Source organism: Streptomyces sp. NPDC001407, assembly GCF_042895325.1.
In the GTDB taxonomy this organism is placed as follows: domain Bacteria; phylum Actinomycetota; class Actinomycetes; order Streptomycetales; family Streptomycetaceae; genus Streptomyces.
In genome coordinates this window covers 1-20,759 of the sequence record NZ_JBIAWF010000044.1, presented here as the reverse complement: position 1 = coordinate 20,759, position 20,759 = coordinate 1, and the positions used below count along the sequence as shown (strand labels likewise).

Genomic DNA, 20,759 nt, shown 5'->3' with positions numbered 1-20,759 from the left:
GTGTCACACCGCGTTCGAGGGAGAAGAGCATGACCTCGGCACCTTGCCCCGCGATACAGGGCCAGCGAACCGAGCAGGCACCCCCCGGTGCAACGCAGCGTCTGCTGCTCCTCGACCTGGACGGGGTCCTGCTCGATACGCGGCCGGTGATGCAAGAGGCATGGCGTGCGGTCCAGCAGCGCCATGGCATCGATGTGCCGTTCGAGAAGTACGAGCAGCACTTGGGGCGCCCGTTCAACGACATCATGAGGTGTCTGGGTGTGGCTGACGCCAACGCCGTGCATCAGACGTACACGGAGATGTCGAAGGCTGTTGCGCATCTGGCCCTTCCGTTCGCGGGTGTGCAGGAAGTGCTCCATACCTTCGTTGCCCGGGGGTGGCTGCTCGGCGTTGTCACGTCCAAGCCGCTGGACCGTGCAGCTCCGTTGCTGGCCCAGCTCGGTTGTCCTTTCGGCTCGGTCCGCGCAGCGGGCGGTCCTGGCCGGGGCAAGCCGGCCCCCGATCCCCTGCTGCTGGCGCTCGTGGATCTCTGCGCTGATCCGTCCCAGGCCACGTTCGTGGGCGACACGGAGGTGGATCACGAAGCCGCGCGCCGTGCTGGTGTCGCCTACGTCCATGCGGCCTGGGGCTACGGCTCGCCCGGTGACCCGGTCCCCCCGACGGCGCGCGTCCCGAAGGACCTCCTCCGGCTCCTCGACGAGAACCAGTGCTCTTCGCCGTTCATTGAGGGGAGCTTGCTGTGAGCCTCACCGTGCGGAGCCCCCTCGTCCTCGCCCGGACTTCCACCGATGGGCCGCCCCGGTGGGTACTCGTCAGGGCATCCGCCCCGTCGGTCGCACAGACCGAGCGGACGGCGACTGAGGCCCTCGAAGCTCGGGGTCTCGACCCACAGGAGTCGGACGACCGCGTGCAGGCCGTGATGGCCGAGCTGGAGGCATTCAGCTCCCACCGCGCGCTGACACCGGGCGGGGCCTCATGGCTGCACGTACAGCACGTCCCGGTGCGCCGTCTCGTCGGCCAGGTCGTCCGCAAGCTGCTGGCGCTCAGTTCGTGGGAGCCGTTCGCACAGGCCCCTGGTCCGATCGCGCCCGACCCGCACGAGGCACTGATCGGGATGCGAGAGACCAGCTCCCGCGAGTACCACCTCTACACCGTCACCTGGTCCGGCATCGCCTACCTCCTGGGCGCACCGGCTCCACGGAATCCGATGCAGGCTGCGCCGTTACGGAAGCTCACCGCTCCCCACGCGGACGTCGCGCCTCTACCGAGCCTGGTCCCCTCGACGCTGCCGCAGTCTGAGGTGTTGGCATTGTCGTGGTCCTCCCGGCACGCCGAGACCCTCTTGCCGGTGCTGAAGGAACTGGCTCACGGCGGTCATCGCAGTGTCCTGGTCGATCTGGCCACGGACGCCGCGGAGCGATGCCCGGAGCCAGCGGTCCCACCTGTCCGCCTGTGCCCGGCGCCGTCCGGTCTCCTCTCCATCTCCGGCACGATCTCCGGCCTCTGCCTTACCGGCGAGGATCCCGCCGACGGCAGCAAAGTGGTCTGTGTCCGGGAACTGGCTGTGCGGCTGGACCGGTTCGAGCGTCTGGCGGCCGCCGTTCTCGAGACGAATGGCGGCTGCACCCAGCCGTCCTGGCGCTCGACTATCCGAACGGAGACCTGGCTGGACGGCGTGCTCGCCGCCACCCGGCCGCACACTGTCCTGGTCAGCAACGACACCAGCCCCCTGGGCGCGCTCGCTGTTCACGCCGCCGAACGCCACGGCATCACCACGGTGTACGTCCAGCACGGGGCATGGGCACCGCAGTCGGTGGCGTGGCCTGCCTTGCACAGCCGCCACATCATCGTCATGGGCGAACGAGACATCGCTCCCGCGAAAGCCTGGGCACGGCACCCGGAGGCCGAGATCCACGTCCTGGGGCAACCGCGCTTCGACGCCCTCGCCGGTCTCGATCACAGCAGCCAGCGCCGTTACCTCCACCAGTTGCTGTCCGCCCGCCCAGGGCACCAGCCGGAGAAGATCGTGGTGTGGGCCTGCCAGCCCTTCGGCCCCGACCTTCTCAGCGCTCAAGCAGACCTCATCCTGGACGGCCTGCGGAAGACCGAGGGGGACTGGGGCCTGGTCATCGCGCCGCATCCGGCGCAGAGCCCCACCGCCTTCGACCACGTCCTCGAAGAGACCGGCAGCACCCTGGCTGCGATCGCCGAACCGAGGGTCGGCGCCCGTGGATGCCTGGCCGGCGCCGACGCAGTGGTGAGCGCCTACTCCACCTGCGGCATCGAGGCCGCGCTCCTGGGCATCCCCGTCCTCGAACTCACCCTTCCCGGGCGCACACTCGGCCTCGCCGACCACGGCCTCGCCGAACGCTGCGATACAGCCGACGACATCGCCGACACGCTGAGCAAACCGGAACGGCCAGCACGCGTGCCCGCCGACACGGTGTGCCACTGGCGCGGCACCAGCGCCAGGGACATCGCCCACCTCATCGTTGACCGGTCCCAGACCAGCCCGACGTAACCACGTCCACCACTGTGCCGCGGGCACCGGCCCCGGCGTACCGCAAGTCGAGAGAGAGGGAACAATGACGCACCTGACCGCCGACAGCATCGCCGAACTCTTCACCGGGGCCGTGATGTTGGCGAAGAACGGCGACAAGGCCAGCCCTCGTGGCATGGCGACGCGCGAGGTCCTCAACGTCAGCATGCAGCTGATCCAGCCCAGGGCACGGCTGCTGTACGCGCCGCCCGCGCGGATCATCAACCCGGCCTTCGCGGTGGCCGAGACCGTCTGGTACTTGTCCGGCACCGATGCGCCGTGGATCTACGAGTACAACGGACGGCTTCGCCACTACACCGACGACGGCGTGCTCAAGGGCGCCTACGGCCCGCGGATGCGGAACTGGGCGAGGAAAGTGGACCAGCTCCGCAGGGTGGTCGAGATCCTCAAGGAGGATCCCGACTCTCGCCGGGCCCTCATCCAGCTCTACGACCCGGCGCGGGACGCCGCCGGGCACAAGGACGTCCCGTGCACCCTCGGGTTCCGCTTCCAGCTGCGGGCCGGCCGCCTGCACATGACGACGAGCATGCGCGGCCAGGACGTATGGATCGGCATGCCGTACGACCTGTTCTTCTACACCACACTGCACGAGTTGGTCGCCGGCTGGCTGGGCGCCGAACTCGGTGAGTACCACCATCAGGTCGGCTCCCTACACATCTACGAACGCGACCTCGACCAGGCCAACGGCCTGACCGACGTCAACGCGAGCAAGATCATGCCCGACCTCACAACGCCGTGGGACAGCTTCGACAAGCTGCTCGTCCGGGTCGAAGCCGGTGACGAAACCGGGCACCCGGGCTGGGACGCCATGGCCGCGACGATGCGCGGCTACCGCCGGTGGAAGGACGGGGAACACGAGCAGGCACGGCACACCGCGGCGACCGCTGGCGGCCCGCTCGGGGAAGCTCTGACCGCCTGGTACGACGAGCTGACCCGACGCGCCGACGCCTCCGCCCCAGCCGCAAGGGAAAGGTGAGGCTGCGGTGGATCAGGTACCTGCCGTCATCCTCGGCCTGTGCTCCTTCACGCACGACTCCGCCGCCGCTCTCCTGGTGAACGGCGAACTGGTCGGCTTCGTCGAAGAGGAACGCCTCTCCCAGCAGAAGCACACCCGCGAATACCCTCACCACGCCATCGCCTGGCTCCTCGACCAGGCCGGCCTCACGCCGTCCGACGTCGATGCCGTCGCGTACAACTTCCAGCCCGCCCGCTACCTCGCCGAGACTCCCGCCGCCGCGCGCCTGCTTCTCTCCAGCACGACCCGCCCCCGGGCCCTCCCTCGCGCCATGGGGTTCACCAAGGTCGCCCTGCGCACGCAGCGACGACTCCAATACCTCCGGCGGCAGTTCCCCCGAGCACGGGTCACCCCCGTACTTCATCACCGCGCTCACCAGCTGACCGCCTTCACGGCCTCGGGATGGAGCGAGGCGGCAGTCCTCGTCGTGGACAGCCTCGGCGAACGCCAGACCACCACCATCGCTCAAGGCCACCATGCCGAACTCCCCCGCGCCCGCACCCTGGAGGCGATCTACGACCCCGCTTCGCTCGGCTATGTGTACGGGGCGGTCACAGAGCACCTCGGCTGGCGACGCGGCGACGAGGAAGGCACCGTCATGGCGTTGGCGGCCCTCGGCGACGCCACCAGGTTCCGGCCCGTCTTCACCCGCGCACTCCGCACCACCGCCACCGGCTTCGCCGTGGACCCGGCCTACTTCCCCCCACGGGTGCTCCACTCCGGCTACGCGAGGATCTCCCCTCTCTTCACCGCCCGCACCTGCCCGCCGCGGCATCCGGACGAGCCACTCCAGCCAGTCCACCAGGACCTCGCCGCAGCGCTCCAGGAACATACCGAGCAGGTCATGCTCCACCTGGCACGCCGCGCCCACCAGGTCACCGGGTCGCGGAGGGTGTGCGTGGGCGGGGGCGTGGCCACGAACTGCGTCAGCATCGGGAAGATCATCAGGGAAAGCATCTTCGACGAGGTCTTCGTCCCGCCCGCGCCGGGCGACGCCGGCACCGCGATCGGTGCCGCGATCGCCGTCCACACCGACACTGGCAGCCGGCAGCCTCTCGACGGTGTCGCCCGTACCTGCTACCTCGGGCCGTCCTACCCGCAGCCACATCTGGACCTCGCCCGGTGGCCAGGACTGGAAGAGAAGACCCTGGGCGAGGAGACTGCGGACTTCCTCGCCGACCAGCTGGCCCACGGAATGATAGTCGGCCTGTTCCAAGGACGCGTCGAAGCCGGTCCCCGCGCCCTGGGAAACCGGTCGATCCTCGCTTCCCCTCTGGAGGACAGCGTTGTGGAACGGCTGAATGCCACGGTGAAGTTCCGTGAGCCGTTCCGCCCGTTCGCCCCCATGGTCCTCGCCGAGAGGGCCGATGAATTCTTCACCCTCGGCCAGGACGCCCCGTACATGTCCATGGCCTCCCAGGTCACCGACAAGGCCCGCGAGCAGATCCCCACCGTCGTCCACGCCAACGGCACCTCCCGGCTCCAGACCGTCACCGCCTGGCAGAACCCCTTCATGCACGACGTCCTCCGGGCATTTGCACACCGGACCGGCGTCCCCGTGCTGATCAACACCTCGCTCAACGTCAAGGGAAAGCCCATCTGCGGCACCCCGGACATGGCCCTCGAATGCCTCGCTACATCCGGGCTCGACGCGCTGCTGTTGGAAGGCCGGTGGATCACCAAATGAAGATCGGATACAGCTTCTGGGGATTCCTCGGCAACGGCATCACCGACACCCCCGACGGAGGCCGCAGCCACCGTCAGCCCTGGATCGACGCCCTCCTCGCCCGTGGCCACGACATCGTCTTCCTGCAAGCCGACCGCGACCGGCTCGAAGCCGGTGACACCGTCACCAGCCCCTACGCCTTCAACACCGGCCTCCCCGACATCGACGTACTGTTCCTCGAATGGCGCTGGCCCATCGAAGGACGCAACACCACCCCCTGCCACACCCCGGGCCACACCTGCGACCTGCACCGCCAGTCCGAGCTCCTCCTTCACTACACCGCCTATCGGCGCGTGCCCACCGTGATCTGGGACAAGGACCGTCAGCTGCGGGCAGACAGCATCTGGCGACGCAACCCCGCCGTCGCGGTGTGCGAGGCCGCCCTGGAACCCAGCCCGGGTGCCCGTACCCTGCTCTTCCCCGTCGACGACCGGCTGCTCGCCCAGGCCGACCCGAACGCCCTGGCGAGGAGGCCCCGCGAGGTGCCGCTTGCCTATGTGGGCAACCAGTACGACCGCGACGACGCCTTCGACCGCTTCTTCGCCCCGGCTGCCTCCTGCTTCGAGCACCGCGTCGGCGGTAAATGGCCCCAGACCGGCCGCTGGCCGCACGTCACCTTCCTCGGGCGTATCCCCTTCGCGGACGTCGCCCGCCTCTACGGCAGTGCCCTGGCCACGGTCCTGCTGCTGCCCGAGCGGTACGCCGCGGCGGGCCAGATGACACAGCGGATCTTCGAGGCCGTCCTCGCCGGGTGCCTGCCACTGGCCCCGTCCAGCATCCGGCACGTCGAGCACTTCGTCCCCGAAGAGCTGGTGGCCCGCTCCGGCGGCCACGTAATCCGGCGGATCACCGAACTGAAGAAGATCGTCGGCACGCGCCAACACGCGGACCTGATCTCCGCCTGCCTCGACCGCCTCGAGCTCTTCCGCCTGAGCCGCCAGGTGGACACGCTGGAAACCGTCCTCGACTCGATCACGAGCACTGCTGGAGCCACCCGATGAACCCGCGCCCCCGGGCAGGTCTGCCCGGATCCCCCGGATGTTTCTCGGCAGCCCGGCCATCTGGCCACCGGCGTACCCCTAGGCTGGAGCACCATGAAGAAAGTCGCCGTCGTCGGCTGCGGAGGCAGCGGCAAGTCGCACCTCGCCCGCAAGCTGGGCGCGCTCCTCGGCGCACCGGTGACGCACCTGGATGCCGCGTTCTACGACGAAGAGTGGAACGAGCTTTCCATGGAGAAGTTCGCCGAGGTGCAGCGAAATCTGGTCGCCGAGCCGACCTGGGTGATCGACGGCAACTACAACTCCACCCTGCCGATCCGGCTGGAAGCCTGCGACACGGTCGTCCTGATGGACGTCTCCACCCCGGCCGCCCTGTGGGGGATCTTCTCCCGGCAGATCCGGCACGGCGCCGGCCACAAGGGCAACGGGGTGCACAACCGGATCCACTGGGGCGTGATCAAGTACGTCGCGACGTACCGGCGCAAGATGCGGCCCCGCGTCCTGACCAAGATCGAGCAGTTTGCCGCCGGGCGCGCCAACGTGGTGCTGCTGACCAGCCGCCGCCACACGCGGCGCTGGCTACGACAAGTCGCCGCCGAGCACAGCTGAGCCGCTCGTACCCCCAGCGGGGGTGCGGCGCATGATCAGCAATCCGTTCCTCGAGGCCGAGCGGCATCGCGATCTTTACGGCCATGCTTCCCGGCTGGCCCGCCGGACCAGCGCTCTCATGCGCGCCAAGACCACCGGCCGACCGGTACCCGACACCATCGTCCACAGGCTCAGGAACCATCGCGGCACTGGCGCACCGCGGCCTGAGCTGGTGGTGGACATCGGCTGCGGGCGCGGTACCACCAGCCGGGTCCTGGCCGAGCAGCTGCGACCGACGCGGCTGCTCGGCATCGACCTCGCCCCGGCGCTCCTGGCCGATGCCCGTGAGCGCGCGGGAAGGGTTCCCCGCGTTCGGGTGGAGTTCATCCAGGCCGACTTCCACCAGATGCCGCTGACCGACGGAACAGCCGGGGCCGTGGTGGCCGCGTTCTGCCTGTACCACTCACCGCGGCCCGAGCGGGCCCTCGTCGAGATCGCCCGAGTCCTGGCGGGCGACGGGCTCGCGGTACTGGTCACCAAGTCGCTCGACAGCTACCGCGAGTTGGACGCCCTGGTCGCCACGGCCGGACTCGACCCGCGCGCCCAGCAGCGCGAGAGCCTCTACACCGCCGCGCACAGCGGCAACCTGGCGGACTTGGCGAAGACGTCCCTGGAGGTGATCGCGACCCACCACGAGGAGCACCTCTTCACGTTCGACGGCCTTGATCACGCAGCGGAATACCTCGCCACGAACCCCAAGTACCGCCTCGCCCCTGGCCTGTACGGCAACCCGAGTGCATTGGCCGCTGCCCTCCGCGAATCGGTCTCCGACCGACAGGTCACCACCAATTCTGTCATCACCTACGTCGTGGCCCGGCCCCCAGGAGGCCGACCGTGACGACCGCGCACTTCACCAAGGACTATGGCGACCCCGGGCAGGCGGCTGAAGCCGCGCGGCACTACCACTGGCTGGCCGCCCACGCCCGGCCGCTCCTGCAGCCGGCGCTCATAGCGGCCGACCCGGCCAGCCTGACATTCGAGCGCATCGAAGGTCGGCACGCCGAGCCGCAGGACCTGCCGCGGCTGGCCGGCATGCTCGGTGATGCCCACGGCGCCGCCTGGACCCGCGATCTGCACCAAGCCTCTCTCAGGACACCGCATTCCTCCCACGACGGCACCTGGTTCCCCGACTACGTCTCCTGCCGCGAGGCCGCCCTGCGCAAGCGGCTGGAGCAAGGACACCTGCCGAACGCGTCGGTCCTGGACGTGCTGCTCGCGCTCGTGAAGGAGATCGCGGAGGGGCCTGCCGCCTTCTACAAGGACAGCAACCCGCGGAACTTCCTGATCACCACCGACGGCACCATCTTCACGATCGACACCGACGACCTCACACTCGCCCCCTTCGGATACGACCTGGCCAAGCTGATCACAACGCTGATCATGACGTACGGACCAATCGAGCAGCCCGGCATCGCCCAGGCGCTGGACCTCTACAACGAGGCCGCCGCCCGTCACAACGCTCGGCTCGGCACCACGGACCTCCAGCGCCTCTACGCCTTCGTCACGCTCCACATTCCCCTGACTGCCCCGTACGCCGGACGCAACGGCTACCGCTTCTGCGTCCCCGACTCGGAGGCCCCACATGATCACGACGGAACTCGTCTTCGTCCGGCACGGAGAGGCCCAGTGCAACGTTGACGGCATCGTCGGCGGACCCACCACGTGCACTGGACTCACCGGCCGCGGCCGCGCCCAAGTCACCCTGGCGGCTGCCCGGTTGACTGCCGATCACCGTATCGCGCCCTTCACTGCGATCTACGCGGGTCCCCGAATCAGGCTTCAGCAGACCGGCGAGATCCTCAGCCAGGCCCTCGGCCTGCCCCTTCGCACCAACACCGGCCTCGATGGTCCCGTCCACGGCGCAGCCGACGGCAAACCCTGGACAGAGGTGAAAACCGCTGCCGGAGGCGGACCACACGCCCACCCCGACCAGCCCTGGGCGGAGGGCTCCGATACCTGGAACGGCTACCTGCAACGGGCCAGCTCCTTCCTCCGCGATCTCATCACCCGGCACCAGGGCGACCGCCTGCTGTTCGCTGCCCACGGCGAGACCGTGATCGCCGCCCACACCCTGCTACTCGGCCTCGGGCCGGGTACCCATGCCAGCTTCACCACCTCCCACGCATCCATCAGCCGGTGGCAGCACCACCGTAATCGGCTCGGCCAGCACCGCTGGCTGCTCGACTGCCACAACGACACCGCGCATCTCGCAGGACCAGCGGCGGAGCCCACGCCATGAACGCCGCCTCCGACGACCCGCGCATCCAACTCGCCCGCCGGACCGTCGGCGCCGTCACCGCCATCGCTGACCCAGCACTCCCGCCCCATGTACTGCACCTCGTCGACAGCCAGGGGAACACCTACTTCGCCAAGCAGCACGGACGACCCACCCGGTACGCCCAGGAGGTTCGGGCCTACACCACATGGGCCCACCACCTGCACGGTCACGCACCGGAACTGGTCGCCCGACAAGACTCCACGCGCACGCTGCTGCTCACCGCCGTCCACGGACAGGGAGGCCAAAGCCTTCCGCCCGGGTCCCCCGAGGAAGAGCAAGCGCACCACGACGCCGGACTCGTGCTCCAGTCTCTGCACCGGGGCACGCAAGGACACAGCGCTGGCGCCCTGGGCACCGAACTGGCCACTCGTCTACGGAACTGGATCGCCAAGGCCGAGCAAGCCGGACTTCTCTCGAGAGCCGAGCCCCGACTCCTCGCCCGGATCGCCGACGAACTGGCCGCTACCCCCATGGACAGCGCTGTCTGCCACCTCGACTACCAGCCCCGGAACTGGATCACCGGAGACGAGTTCTGGGTCATCGATATGGAGCACATGCGGCGTGATGCCCGCGTGCGTGACTTCGCCCGGCTCGAATTCCGCCGCTGGCAGGCAGCACCCCACCTCCGCAACGCCTTCTTCCACGGCTACGGAGCCCACCCGACCGCCACCGAGCAACGCCTCCTCGAGCAGTTCGGCGCCATCGAAGCCGCCACCGCGCTGGTCCGCGGACACGAGCAAGACGACCCCGTCCTCATCGCCCACGGCCGCACTGTCCTCTCACGCCTGGGCTAGCCGCTCCCCACACCAACCCCTTTGGAGGTTCCCGTGTCACGGACCCACTCCGCCATCACCCCGCCGGTCATCCGGCGCGCGGTCGTGACGGGCGCCGCCGGGTTCATCGGCTCCCACCTCGTCCATGCTCTCCTCCAGACAGGCGCCACCGTGATCGGCGTGGATCGTCGCGGCCCCGCCAGTGACGAATCCGCAGCCGCCAACCTCAACGTGCTGCACCAGCTCCAGGGCTACATCCCTGTCACCGCCGACCTTCTCGACTGCGCGATCGACCCACTACTCGTCGACGCGGACGCCCTCTTCCACCTTGCCGGTATCCCGGGCGTACGACCCTCGTGGGGACCGCAGTTCAGCGAGTACGTCCACTCCAACATCCTCGCCACCCAGCGGGTGATGGACGCCGCCACCCGCATGCGCGTCCCCCGCCTGGTGGTGGCCTCGTCCTCCAGCGTCTACGGGGTCACCAGTGGCGGCCCCAGCATCGAAAGCGACCGCCCCCGTCCAGCCTCTCCCTACGCGGTCACCAAGCTCGCCGAGGAACAGCTGTGCCTGGCCCATGCCGCCCGCGCCGAATGCCCGACGTCCGTCGTCGCCCTCCGATACTTCACGGTCTACGGACCCCGCCAGCGCCCGGACATGTTCATCCGCCGCGCCCTCCACGCCGCGTTGACCGGGCACCCCCTGCGCTTGTACGGAGACGGGCACCAACGCCGGGACTTCACCTTCATCGACGACGCGATCACCGCCACCATCGCGGCCGGCACCGCCCCGAACGACACAGGCATCGTCAACGTTGGCGGCGGAGCCAATGCCTCCCTGATCGACGTGATCAACATCGCCCAAAGCCTCACCGGCCGGGAGATCGACGTTCGTGCCGACACGGCACGCAGCGGAGACGTCCTGAGCACCCGAGCCGACACCCGGCGGGCCGAAGCCGCCCTCGGCTGGCGGGCCACGGCCGACCTGCACAGCGGCATGCGCACCCAGATGGAGACGCTCGCCCAGACCGCCTACAGCGCCGCGGCCTGACCCCCGGTGCGGAGAAGGAGATGCCGTGGAAGACCCCGAAAAGGCCCGGATCGACGCCTACTTCCGCCGGATCGCCGCGCAGTTCCCTGTCAGCGGTCCGATCAGCTTGCTGATCATCACCCACCTGCTCCCCGAACGACCGGCCTTCCTGTATGCACTGGCCCGCACGTCGACCATCGCAGCCGTACTGCCCAAGCCCAAGTCCATCAACCCGCAGACCCTCCAGGCGGTCCGCCGCACCTACGCCGTGCACGACCTCAGCCGCGACCTGTTCGCCGACCCCGCCAGAGCCCTGGAGTACCTGGAGAAAACCGCCTCGAACCACGACGTCGTCCTGCTCGACATCGGCGGCTACTTCGCCCCTGCCCTCACCACCCTGACCGACAAGTTCTCCGGCCACATCCTGGGCGTCGTCGAGGACACGGAGAACGGCCACCAGCGGTACGAGGCACTGGACGAACTCCCCTGCCCGGCCTTCTCTGTAGCCCGCTCGCCCCTGAAGCACTGCGAAGACCACCTGGTCGGCCGCTCCATCGTCTTCTCCACCGACGCACTGGTCCGCACCCGAGGCGACATCCTCACCAGCCGCGGCGCCTGCGTCATCGGCTTCGGCAAGGTCGGCCGCACCATCGCCCACACCCTGCGCGCCCATGACCTCCGCGTCACCGTCTTCGACAGCGACCCCGTCAAACGCGTACAGGCACACTCCCAAGGCTTCCGCACTCCGCCATCCCGCATCGAGGCAATCCACGACGCCGAACTCGTTCTGTGCGCCACCGGCAACCTGGCGCTGAGGCAAAGGCACTTCGAAGCGCTCCGCAACGGCGCCTACGTCGCCTCGGTGACCTCCTCCGAAGACGAACTCGAACTCGACGCGCTCGACGGCCTCTATCAGCGGACCCCCGTCGGCGATCACCTGACCCGCTACGAGGTGACCGGGCACTACTTCTATGTGCTCGCCGAAGGAGGAGCCGTCAACTTCGTCCACGGCGCGGCGGTCGGTACGTACATCCACCTCGTCCAGGCCGAGATCCTCGCCGCTACCGCCGAGCTCAGCCGCGGCGGGTACGACCCCGGACTGCACGAAGTGCCCTCGACCATCCGTCAGACCATCGCGCAAGTCTGGTTTGACCACTTCGACAGCTGATCATTCGCATTCCTTCTGCGGTGCACACACCCATCACGTTCCATCAACGGGAGCCGACCATGGTTGCCACACGCCGACACATAGCTATAATCCCCTGCCGCTGGGGGGCCTCACGATTCCCGGGAAAGCCACTCGCCATACTCGGCACGATGCCGCTGCTCTGGCACGTCCACCGACGCTGCCAGCAGGCGCACCACATTGATGATGCCGTCGTCGCAACAGACGACGACCGCATTGAAGCCACCTGCCGCCAGCTCGACATCCCCTGCATCATGACCGGCGAGCACCCCACTGGCACCGACCGAGTCGCCGAGTGCGCGCAACACCTTCACGCCGACGCGTACATCAACGTACAGGGCGACGAGCCGTTCGTTGCCCCCGAGGCAATCGACGCCGTATCGGACGCACTCGCTCGCCTGGACACTGACGTCTTGGCTGTCAATGCCTACGCGACACTGAGCGACGCGGCAGCCGTCCTCGACCACAACGTCGTCAAGGTCATCGTCGGCGACAACGACAAGGCTCTGTTGTTCTCCCGGCAGCCGATCCCGTACCCGAAGAGCCACCGTCCCACCTATTTGCGGCAGCTCGGTCTTTACGGCTTCACCCGTGACGGGCTCGGACTGTTTCAGCGGCTGGAACAGGGACCCGTGGAACGCGCCGAGGGCATAGAGATGCTCCGGCTCATCGAACACGGTCACGGAGTGCGAATGCTGGCTGTATCGGACAACGGGATCGCCATCGATACACCAGAAGACCTCGAAAGGGCGCGCGCACTGCTGTGACGGAATACGCCGACCTGTCCGGGTTGGCCGAGCGGCGTCGTGCGGTCGGCCTGCCCGAGGCCGACATGGACAACGACGCGCGGCAGCTGGCCGGAAGCCTGGTCAACGATCCGCATCCGTCGTCCGCCACTGCCCTACTCGCCGCGGCGGCAACCGGCACCTGCGCCCCGCTGTTCGAGAAGGCCGCCCAGGCGGACGAAGGCTGGGTACGCGCGGGGACCGCCTTCGGCGCCGCGGCCTACGAGGGCGATCCCGATGCGGTACGGGAGGGTGCGCTGCCGAGCTGGAGCCGGACGAGCGTGCCCTGCTGGTCGAGCACTGGGGCCATCAGATCAGGGAGTTCCTGCGCCTGGCCGGGGGGCTGGAGGAACTGCTGGAGCAAGAGCGAGCGCACCGCAAGTCCGCGGGCGAGCCGGGGGTCCGGTGGGCCGTCGCGGCGGCATGACAGCCCTCGCCTCCATCGACGGCGACGCGCCCGCGCTGGCTGCCGTCGTCGACCGGATCGCCACCTGGGACGATCCCGGCGTCCCAACTACCTGGTGCCGCGCTTCCAGTTCGCCTCCCAGCAGGCCCTCGCCCTGGCGAACGCCTGCTTCTACCTCGCAGAAATCCACGGCACCCACGTCTCCAACCGGACCGTGGCAACCGGCGCCGGCGAGCTGATCCAGCGCCAAACGCGCTGGCCGCAGCGACGCCGAGTTCGACCCCACGAGCGGCGACGTAGCCCCCAGGCTGGTGGCCTTCACCGCAGCCGCAACCTGGCTGGCCACCCTCCCCAAGGTCCACCGCTCGCACGAAACCGCACACCTGTCCCAAACTGGGCTGCGCCTGTCTGCAACTCAAAGCCCGTTCTGTTCGGCACACGCCGGACTGAGCAGGCGGGACGGCTCTGCGAGTACTCCGAGGGGCGTCAACTGATCGGCTGGGTGTATCGAGACACGAAGGCGCGTTCGGCATCGGAGAGACGGCGGGGCCGGTCGGTGTTGAGGTTGTAGGCAACGATCGTGGTCGTCGCTTCGGCATACAGGCGATTGGCGTCGCGAATCTCGTAGGCGAGTTCGAAGGTGGCTGCGGCGCCCTTGGTGACCCAGACGTGCACGTCGACCGGTTCCTCCTGGTAGTTCAGGGGGGCTCGGTAGTCGACGACGGAACGGGCTACGACGAACGCATTCTGGCGGCGGCCCTCTTCGTCAGTGGCAAGCACTTCCCGGAACATCCTCGTACGTGCTTCCTCCATGTACCGGAGGAAGAGGGTGTTATTGATGTGCCCGTTGGCGTCGGCGTCGGACCATCGCAGTGGGCAGGGGTAGGTGTACCTGTTCACAGGAGCTCTTTTCACAAGAAGATCTACCAGGGGCAGGCGGCAGCGGGAAGTTTGCCATGCCATCTCTACGAGTGGCCTGGTGCCGCGCGGCACCAGGCCACGCACCGGCTCAGACCTGTCCAGTCGCGCTTCGGAGGCCGGGCACGGTGCCGCACCGAGAGAGGTCTTCCTGGATTTCACGGAGCAAGCGCTGCTCCTCGTCGAGTTCGCCGAGGATCTGCTCGATACGCGAGGCGGCGGCCTCTCGGGGACTGGGCAGCGCGATCCGGGTCAACGTCTTCATCTCGGCTCGGGCCTCTGCCGGCAGGGCTCCGCGCGGTACGCGCGCGATCACCGTGTCGGGAGAGATCTGCGTGACGCCCCATTCTCCGAGTGCTTCCTCGACGGCCCAGACCACGTTGCGCCGGGACGGCGAGAGGGTCAGCTGGCAGTCGGACGCCACGAGGCGGCTGAGGGCAGGCAGGGGGATGCCTCCCTGCCCGGCCTGCGCTGCGGCCTTGTCCGCACTCTCCACCACGAGGCGGGCGGTGTGGACATCGGCCGCACGGAGCCGCTCGGCCTCGGCGATCCGCTCCTGGGCCCGGTCGCGCTCGTGTGAGGTGTTGTGGGTTTCGTTCACCCAGGCGTTACGGGTGCCGCCCAACGCATCCCGCTGGCTGTCCGGTTCGGCCTCGACCCAGGTCATGACGACGAACCGGCAGTCGGGCATGATCGCGGGGTATGCCACGTGACTGACGATCTCGATCGTTTTCCAGCCCAGCGTCGGCACGGTGGCGAGGAAGACGTGTCCGTCGCGGTGTTCGACGAGGTCGTCATCCGATTCCCAGATGTGCTGGACGTCGGGGTTCTTCCGGACGTCCGCGATCAATTCCTGGAGGTCCGCGTCCTCGCCGTGGGTGGAGAGCGCGAAGCGGAGCATCCGCACGAAGACCGTGGCGTGCTTGTGCCAGTCGTGATAGGTGGCGCGTCCCTCGGCGGTCGTGAGAGCCCAGCGGATCAGATTGGCCCGGGGCTCCATCACCCACGGCCACAGCTCGGCCATGGCGGCGTTGTAGGCGAGAATGTTCCAATTACGGTCGGACAGGTACGTGGGGCTGGGCATCTGGCGGTCGATGAGCAGCCTCAACGCGGGCTGGACCTCGCGACGGCCGTCCGACGGTGTCCGAAGGTAGGTGCCGATGTTGTGAAGCAGCAGGGCGTGGCGTTCTTCTCGATCGAGCTTCAGCACCTCGGCCAGGGAATCGCACTGAGCCTGCGAAAATCTGGGCGTTGCTCCCCGCTCGATGTTGCGGTAGGTCCTGACGCTGACGCCCAGGGCCCGGGCGGCGGGCGGCTGCGTGAGGCCGGCGGCCTTGCGCCACCGTTTGAGCATCGCACCGAAGCCCATGTACTGGCCGGCGACTCCGACGGGCCGCGAGGCGAGAACCTCCTTCCCAACAGCGTCGTTACTGCTATCGCTCCGCCGCTGCGCGACCATCAGCCCTCGCTCTCATATCGTCGACCTGGTGGGAGAAACCCGATTTCGGGCAAGAAAAAGGGGGCAGCGTAATCACCGGCCCCCACCCCGCCATGTCCCCGTAGACGATACGCAAGAATTAAACGATCTTGGCCATCTGTGGCGCGGGCCACAGCCGACAGAAAGGCCCGCCCCAAAGTTGATCAATTCACCGCGACGCCGCCATCGATCAGCCGGAAACGAACATCCCCCCGTTCCGGTCGGACTGTGAAATCGGCAAATCCTTGCCGATTTCCGTTTGCATCCGCCCCGGCCGGTCCAGGCCGGGTGATCAGGGTTCCCCCTCAGGCCGCCGGAACACTTCATTCCCCTTGCAGCGCAAGCGACTTACAAGCTGTCGGCGGGTCGATCAGCACGCACCACACAGGTGCACGATACGGATAAAACGGTCAAATTTGCCCGATTGACTGCTTCTTAACCCTTGGCTTAAATCCTTCTGACCAACCGGTTCAACGGGGGCGCCGTGACGCCAGACAGGAGCCCATCTTGGGGATCACATCCGGAACACTCCGGGTGATCTCCCCCACTGTCCGCGTATCGGCCAGCCTTCTCTCGACACAGGTACAAGGGGTTATCGATCGCCAAGGCGGATTATGGAGAGTTCCTTAGCCAAGTCTGGATCTTGAAGCGGTTCCCGCATATGTTCGTCGTCCGCCCGCTGGGCACCTCGCCCTGGGGCAGATGACGAACGGAGCAGGATGCGGGACACGCAGTCCGGACAAGCTGGGCCGCCCCCAGAAACAGCGACGGCGTCCAAGAGGTGCAACTCCAAGACGCCGAACGCTAAATGGCACTCCCGCCCGCAAGGGCCGGAGATTTACCCACCTTCACCGCACCGGCCCTTTCTACGGGGCGTACCGGAGCGGCTTCACTTCAAAGGAGAGTGTTGCATGCCGACTGCCCTGTGCAAAAGACTGGACACTACGGCTCGTGCGGCGACCCGTCTCCCCTCCCCTGCCGTCTGTTGGTGGCCAGCACCCTGCCGACGGCCAGGGCGGCGTAGCGGGGGTGACGCCTGATGGCTCGCATCCGCACGATCAAGCCGGAGGCGTTCGTCTCCGAGTCCCTCGCCGCCTGCGCGGTCACCGCCGAGCGGACGTTCTTCGGGCTGCTCACCCAGGCCGACGACCACGGGCGTCACCGGGACCACCCCGCGATCATCGCGGGCACGCTGTGGCCGCTGCGCCCCGAGCACACCCCACTGGACGTCGAGGACGATCTCCAGCAGCTCGCCAGCGCCGGACTGATCTGCCGGTACACCGGGTGCGACGGGCGCGGGTACCTGCACATCGCGGCCTGGGCGAAGCACCAGAAGATCGACCGGCCCAGCGCCTCGCGCCTGCCCCTGTGCTCCACACACGACCATGAACAGCGGTGCGGTGCCTGCAAGACCACCTGCGGCCAGACCCCTCACCCCGATCACACGCCGAAGCCGTCGGTCCGCGTCATCGAGGACTCGGAGAACGCTCCGCGAGGGCTCGACGAGCCTTCGACGAACACTCGACGAGTCCTCGCGAGCCCCGCGCAGCCCTCGCCGCCGGTGAGCGCCCCCTCCCCCGCACCGACGGAACCCTCCGCGCCCTCCCCTGGGCGGCCGAAGCCCTCCGCTCCCACAAGAGGGCACAAAGTCGCAGGTCAGGACACATTCGACGAGGATTCACCGAATGCTCGTCGAGGACTCGCCGAGCCCTCGACGTCTGGATCTAGGATCTTGGATCCTGGATCTATACCTACGGGGCGCACAGCGCCCGCGCCCTCGTCCGTCTCGGCCAAGACCCTGGTCGGCGAGTACGTCGCCGCCTGCTCGCACCGGCCGCCGGAGCGGGTGCTGGGGCATCTGGGGCGGGAGCTGAACCAGCTGATCGCCGAGGGCATCGCCCCCGAGCACCTGCGCGCCGCCCTGGAGCGGCTGCGGAACAAGGGCCTGAACCCGAGCGTGCTGGCCAGCCTGGTCAACGAGGTCATGAACGCGGCCCCCACTGCGGTCAGCTGGCCCGCCCCGCAGACGGGCGGCGGGTACACGCCGTGGATGAACCCGGCGGACGACTCGGCCTACGAGGAGGTGCTCTGATGCGCACCCACCGCGACCCCGAACGCCTCTCGGCCGCCTCGAACATGGCCCGCTTCCAGCGGATCTTCGCCGAACGCGGCATGCCCCCGGGTGGCATGCCGGTCAGCGACACCCCCGAGCCGATCCCCGCGCTCGAGACCGCGCAGGCACGGATCCCGCGCCTGTACCGCAGTGCGGTCGCCGACCATCCGCAGGTGGCCGCCTGGGTACGCGCCATCGCCGACAGCGCCGAGGCCCCGAACGTCCGGGCCCGTCGGCAGGTGACGTACGGTCCCTCACTGCTGCTGGTTGGACGGACCGGGCGGGGCAAGACCCACGCCGCGTTCGGCGCGATCCGCAGCCTGCTCGGTGCCGGCATCGACGTGCGCTGGCACGCCACGACCGCCGCCGACCTCTACGCCGAGATGCGCCCCCGTCAAGGCGCCGATCCGGAGTGGATGCTGCGGCGCATCATCCGCGTCCCGGTCCTGATCCTCGACGACCTCGGAGCGGCGAAGTCCTCGGAGTGGACCGAGGAACTGACCTACCGGCTGATCAACCAGCGCAGCATCCACCAGCTGCCCACCCTGGTCACCAGCAACCTGCCCATCCGTGACCTGCGGGCGCAGATCGGCGACCGCGTCGCCTCCCGCCTGACCGGCATGTGCGAACAGGTGGTCTTCACCGGCCCCGACCGCCGCCGCCAGGACCCCGCCGCCTGACTTCCCAGATCTCGCCGCTTCCAGCACGCCCTTTCACCCGAACCCCCGCGATGAGCGCTGCCCGCACGCGCCCCGGGGGCGAACGGAGCACCCACCCATGCACACCCGCACCACCGCCCTGCCCGCACCCGCCTTCCGGCGGCTCGGCGACAACACCTGGCACGACAAGGCCGCCTGCATCGGCCTCGACCCCGACGTCGCCGACCAGTTGTTCTTCCCCACCCCCCGGGCCCGTAGGGACATCGCCCAAGCCAAAGTCCTGTGCACCCAGTGCCCCGTCCGCCGAATCTGCCTGGATGCCGCCCTGGAGAGCGAGAGCCTCTACGGCATCCGCGGCGGCCTGACGGAAACCGAACGCCGCCCCCTGCACCACCAGCTCGACCGCCGCCTCGACGGCGACCGCGTCGACGCCGCACTGCGCGGCATGGACGTCCACCTCAGCGGCGCCGAGCGCGCCGCCGTCGCCCGCCTCGCCTACCTCCACGGCTTTACCGCCGAACAACTCGCCTGGACTCTGAAGGTCAGTGAGGACTGGGCCACCGACCTGCTGCGCAACGCGCATCTCGAGATCGAGGACCGCGACCGCTACTGGGACGAGACCCACGGCCAGGACCAGCCGACGGACGATGCTGCCTGCGGCACCACGACGGTGTCCGGGCACCTGGGACAGGCCATCGACCGCAACAGCCTCGGCGAGGCCGCGTGAACCACACCACCACTCCGGTCGGCGGCTGGGACCGCGCCGCCATCCTCACCCTCGGCGCCGCCGGCTGCGCCCTCTCCTACGACGCCCTGCAGCAGATGGCCGTCGCCATCCACATCCGCGGCCTGCTGACCTACCTGTATCCGCTGGTGATCGACGGGTTCATCGGCTACGGCGTCAGGGCGCTGATCCTCACCCGGACCGCACCGTGGCGCGCCCGCCTCTACGTCTGGTCACTCTTCGGCACCGCGACCACGGCGAGCATCTGGGCCAACGCGTTGCACGCCGTCCGCCTCAACGCGCTGAACCACGCGTCCGGCTCTGGGCTGCGGCTCGGCGACATCACCGTCGGCATCCTCTCCACTCTGGCCCCGCTCGCTCTCGCCGGCGCCGTCCACCTGTACATCCTGATCACCCGCCACCAGCCCGCCCTCAGCGACGCAACGCACGGGCTGGTCCGCGCGGAGCAGCCCGCACCCGGGGACCGGTCCGCAGAAACGGTCCGCACGCCCGAGGCAGCCCTCACCAACGGACTGGTCCGCAACGAGACGACTGTGTGCACGGACCAGCGGAGGACCGCCGACGCGGACCGGTGCGCCGACCAGGGCCGCACGGCCGACGGTCCGCAGGAGAGGGTACGGACCGGTCCGCACCAAGGCGAGGGTTCCGGACAGGCCAGCGGACCGGGCCGCACGCCCCTGGCAACAGCTGCGGACCGGGCCGCGAAGACGGTCCGCCCCCTCAGCGGACCACGCACCGAGGCTCCCGGCAGTCCGCTCCCGCAGGCGCCAGCATCACACGAAGACCTCGCCGCCGACCGCGAGCGGACACGGTCGCACCCGCAGGAACTGGAGACGGAAGCATCGGGTTCGGTATCCCTGACCGGACTTGCGGGCCGGTCCGCACACGCAACAGTCCCGGCACCCGGCCTCCGGGCTGCGGACACGACGGTCCCCCGGCCGTCGGCGAAGGTTACGGACCGGTCCGCTGCGGACCAGCGGACCACATCCTCGGACGCGGTCGCCGTCCTGCGGACCGGTCCGCAGGACGGCGCGGACCAGCGGAACGCTGGCGCCGTGGACGGGCAGAGCGGGGACCGGTCCGCGACCGGTAGCGAATCCGAAGAGCAGGACATCGAAGAGCTCCTGCCGATCGCCCGCGCCGCGGTCCAGAGCCACGGCCGTATCAACCGGACTGTCGTCCGCAGCGGCCTGCGCGAGCACCAGATCCAGGTCAGCAACCAGCGCCTCGGTCTGATCCTCCAACGCCTGCGCGAAGAGGCCGCGCTCGCAGCCTGACCACCCCTCTCCCCGCCTTCACCCGGTTGTGCCGCGGCCCGTTTCCCGGCCGCCGCACAACCGGCGCCCGAGAAGGAACTTCCCAATCGTGTTGTCAAGCTGCTCCCGTGACGGGGGGTGAAGAGTGAAAGCACTCTCCGTCTCGGATCATCGCCCACAGAACGTT

The 20,759-nt window shown here is 68.7% G+C and carries 20 protein-coding genes; 17 read left to right on the top strand and 3 right to left on the bottom strand.

Features of this window, described 5'->3' with window-relative positions:
- Positions 1 to 29: 29 nt before the first annotated feature.
- The 13 genes from ACFY1P_RS34170 to ACFY1P_RS34110 all read left to right on the top strand — a co-directional run bounded on the left by ACFY1P_RS34170 (position 30) and on the right by ACFY1P_RS34110 (position 12,980).
- Positions 30 to 743, top strand: coding sequence for an HAD family hydrolase (locus ACFY1P_RS34170; protein ID WP_390752895.1), 714 nt, complete (start codon positions 30 to 32; stop codon positions 741 to 743).
- On the top strand, positions 740 to 2,521 hold the full coding sequence (locus ACFY1P_RS34165) for a hypothetical protein (RefSeq protein WP_390752894.1): 1,782 nt from the start codon (positions 740 to 742) through the stop codon (positions 2,519 to 2,521). The genes ACFY1P_RS34170 and ACFY1P_RS34165 overlap by 4 nt, the downstream gene beginning before the upstream one ends.
- Before the next feature lie 64 nt (positions 2,522 to 2,585).
- Positions 2,586 to 3,536: a thymidylate synthase gene (locus tag ACFY1P_RS34160; protein WP_390752893.1), complete on the top strand. Its 951-nt coding sequence runs from the start codon at positions 2,586 to 2,588 to the stop codon at positions 3,534 to 3,536.
- 7 nt (positions 3,537 to 3,543) lie between these two features.
- Entirely contained in the window at positions 3,544 to 5,262 is a 1,719-nt protein-coding gene (locus ACFY1P_RS34155; RefSeq protein ID WP_390752892.1) for a carbamoyltransferase, read from the top strand.
- The gene (locus tag ACFY1P_RS34150; protein WP_390752891.1) at positions 5,259 to 6,302 is read left to right on the top strand and encodes a hypothetical protein; all 1,044 of its coding nucleotides are present in this window, start codon (positions 5,259 to 5,261) and stop codon (positions 6,300 to 6,302) included. The genes ACFY1P_RS34155 and ACFY1P_RS34150 overlap by 4 nt, the downstream gene beginning before the upstream one ends.
- 93 nt (positions 6,303 to 6,395) lie before the next feature.
- The gene (locus tag ACFY1P_RS34145) at positions 6,396 to 6,908 is read left to right on the top strand and encodes a topology modulation protein (RefSeq protein ID WP_390752890.1); all 513 of its coding nucleotides are present in this window, start codon (positions 6,396 to 6,398) and stop codon (positions 6,906 to 6,908) included.
- Between the two features lie 31 nt (positions 6,909 to 6,939).
- Entirely contained in the window at positions 6,940 to 7,785 is an 846-nt protein-coding gene (locus ACFY1P_RS34140) for a class I SAM-dependent methyltransferase (protein ID WP_390752889.1), read from the top strand.
- Positions 7,782 to 8,585 (top strand): phosphotransferase, encoded by an 804-nt coding sequence (locus tag ACFY1P_RS34135; protein WP_390752888.1) that lies wholly within the window; start codon positions 7,782 to 7,784, stop codon positions 8,583 to 8,585. The genes ACFY1P_RS34140 and ACFY1P_RS34135 overlap by 4 nt, the downstream gene beginning before the upstream one ends.
- A complete protein-coding gene (locus tag ACFY1P_RS34130) occupies positions 8,530 to 9,186 on the top strand; it encodes a histidine phosphatase family protein (protein WP_390752887.1) in 657 nt (218 codons plus the stop codon). Before ACFY1P_RS34135 ends, ACFY1P_RS34130 begins: the two co-directional genes overlap by 56 nt.
- A complete protein-coding gene (locus ACFY1P_RS34125; RefSeq protein WP_390752886.1) occupies positions 9,183 to 10,019 on the top strand; it encodes an aminoglycoside phosphotransferase in 837 nt (278 codons plus the stop codon). The genes ACFY1P_RS34130 and ACFY1P_RS34125 overlap by 4 nt, the downstream gene beginning before the upstream one ends.
- A 33-nt stretch (positions 10,020 to 10,052) precedes the next feature.
- Entirely contained in the window at positions 10,053 to 11,048 is a 996-nt protein-coding gene (locus ACFY1P_RS34120) for an NAD-dependent epimerase/dehydratase family protein (protein ID WP_390752885.1), read from the top strand.
- Positions 11,049 to 11,073: 25 nt separating this feature from the next.
- Positions 11,074 to 12,195 carry an adenosylhomocysteinase gene (locus ACFY1P_RS34115; protein WP_390752884.1) on the top strand — a complete coding sequence of 374 codons (1,122 nt, stop codon included), beginning with the start codon at positions 11,074 to 11,076 and terminating at the stop codon, positions 12,193 to 12,195.
- 59 nt (positions 12,196 to 12,254) lie between these two features.
- Complete coding sequence (locus tag ACFY1P_RS34110; RefSeq protein ID WP_390752883.1) at positions 12,255 to 12,980, top strand: 3-deoxy-manno-octulosonate cytidylyltransferase; 726 nt, start codon at positions 12,255 to 12,257, stop codon at positions 12,978 to 12,980.
- Between the two features lie 238 nt (positions 12,981 to 13,218).
- Here the strand turns inward: ACFY1P_RS34110 and ACFY1P_RS34105 are convergent, their stop codons facing one another.
- From ACFY1P_RS34105 to ACFY1P_RS34095, 3 genes are all read right to left on the bottom strand, one after another.
- On the bottom strand, positions 13,219 to 13,374 hold the full coding sequence (locus tag ACFY1P_RS34105; RefSeq protein WP_390752882.1) for a hypothetical protein: 156 nt from the start codon (positions 13,372 to 13,374) through the stop codon (positions 13,219 to 13,221).
- 516 nt (positions 13,375 to 13,890) lie between these two features.
- A complete protein-coding gene (locus ACFY1P_RS34100) occupies positions 13,891 to 14,304 on the bottom strand; it encodes an acyl-CoA thioesterase (protein ID WP_390752881.1) in 414 nt (137 codons plus the stop codon).
- A gap of 109 nt (positions 14,305 to 14,413) precedes the next feature.
- Positions 14,414 to 15,676: a helix-turn-helix transcriptional regulator gene (locus ACFY1P_RS34095; RefSeq protein WP_390752880.1), complete on the bottom strand. Its 1,263-nt coding sequence runs from the start codon at positions 15,674 to 15,676 to the stop codon at positions 14,414 to 14,416.
- Positions 15,677 to 16,838: 1,162 nt separating this feature from the next.
- Between ACFY1P_RS34095 and ACFY1P_RS34090 the strand changes: the two genes are divergently transcribed.
- From ACFY1P_RS34090 to ACFY1P_RS34075, 4 genes are all read left to right on the top strand, one after another.
- Positions 16,839 to 17,891, top strand: coding sequence for a hypothetical protein (locus ACFY1P_RS34090; RefSeq protein WP_390752879.1), 1,053 nt, complete (start codon positions 16,839 to 16,841; stop codon positions 17,889 to 17,891).
- Positions 17,891 to 18,592 (top strand): ATP-binding protein, encoded by a 702-nt coding sequence (locus ACFY1P_RS34085; protein WP_390752878.1) that lies wholly within the window; start codon positions 17,891 to 17,893, stop codon positions 18,590 to 18,592. Before ACFY1P_RS34090 ends, ACFY1P_RS34085 begins: the two co-directional genes overlap by 1 nt.
- A gap of 97 nt (positions 18,593 to 18,689) precedes the next feature.
- On the top strand, positions 18,690 to 19,298 hold the full coding sequence (locus ACFY1P_RS34080) for a WhiB family transcriptional regulator (protein WP_390752877.1): 609 nt from the start codon (positions 18,690 to 18,692) through the stop codon (positions 19,296 to 19,298).
- Positions 19,295 to 20,593, top strand: coding sequence for a DUF2637 domain-containing protein (locus ACFY1P_RS34075; RefSeq protein ID WP_390752876.1), 1,299 nt, complete (start codon positions 19,295 to 19,297; stop codon positions 20,591 to 20,593). The genes ACFY1P_RS34080 and ACFY1P_RS34075 overlap by 4 nt, the downstream gene beginning before the upstream one ends.
- Positions 20,594 to 20,759 lie beyond the last annotated feature (166 nt).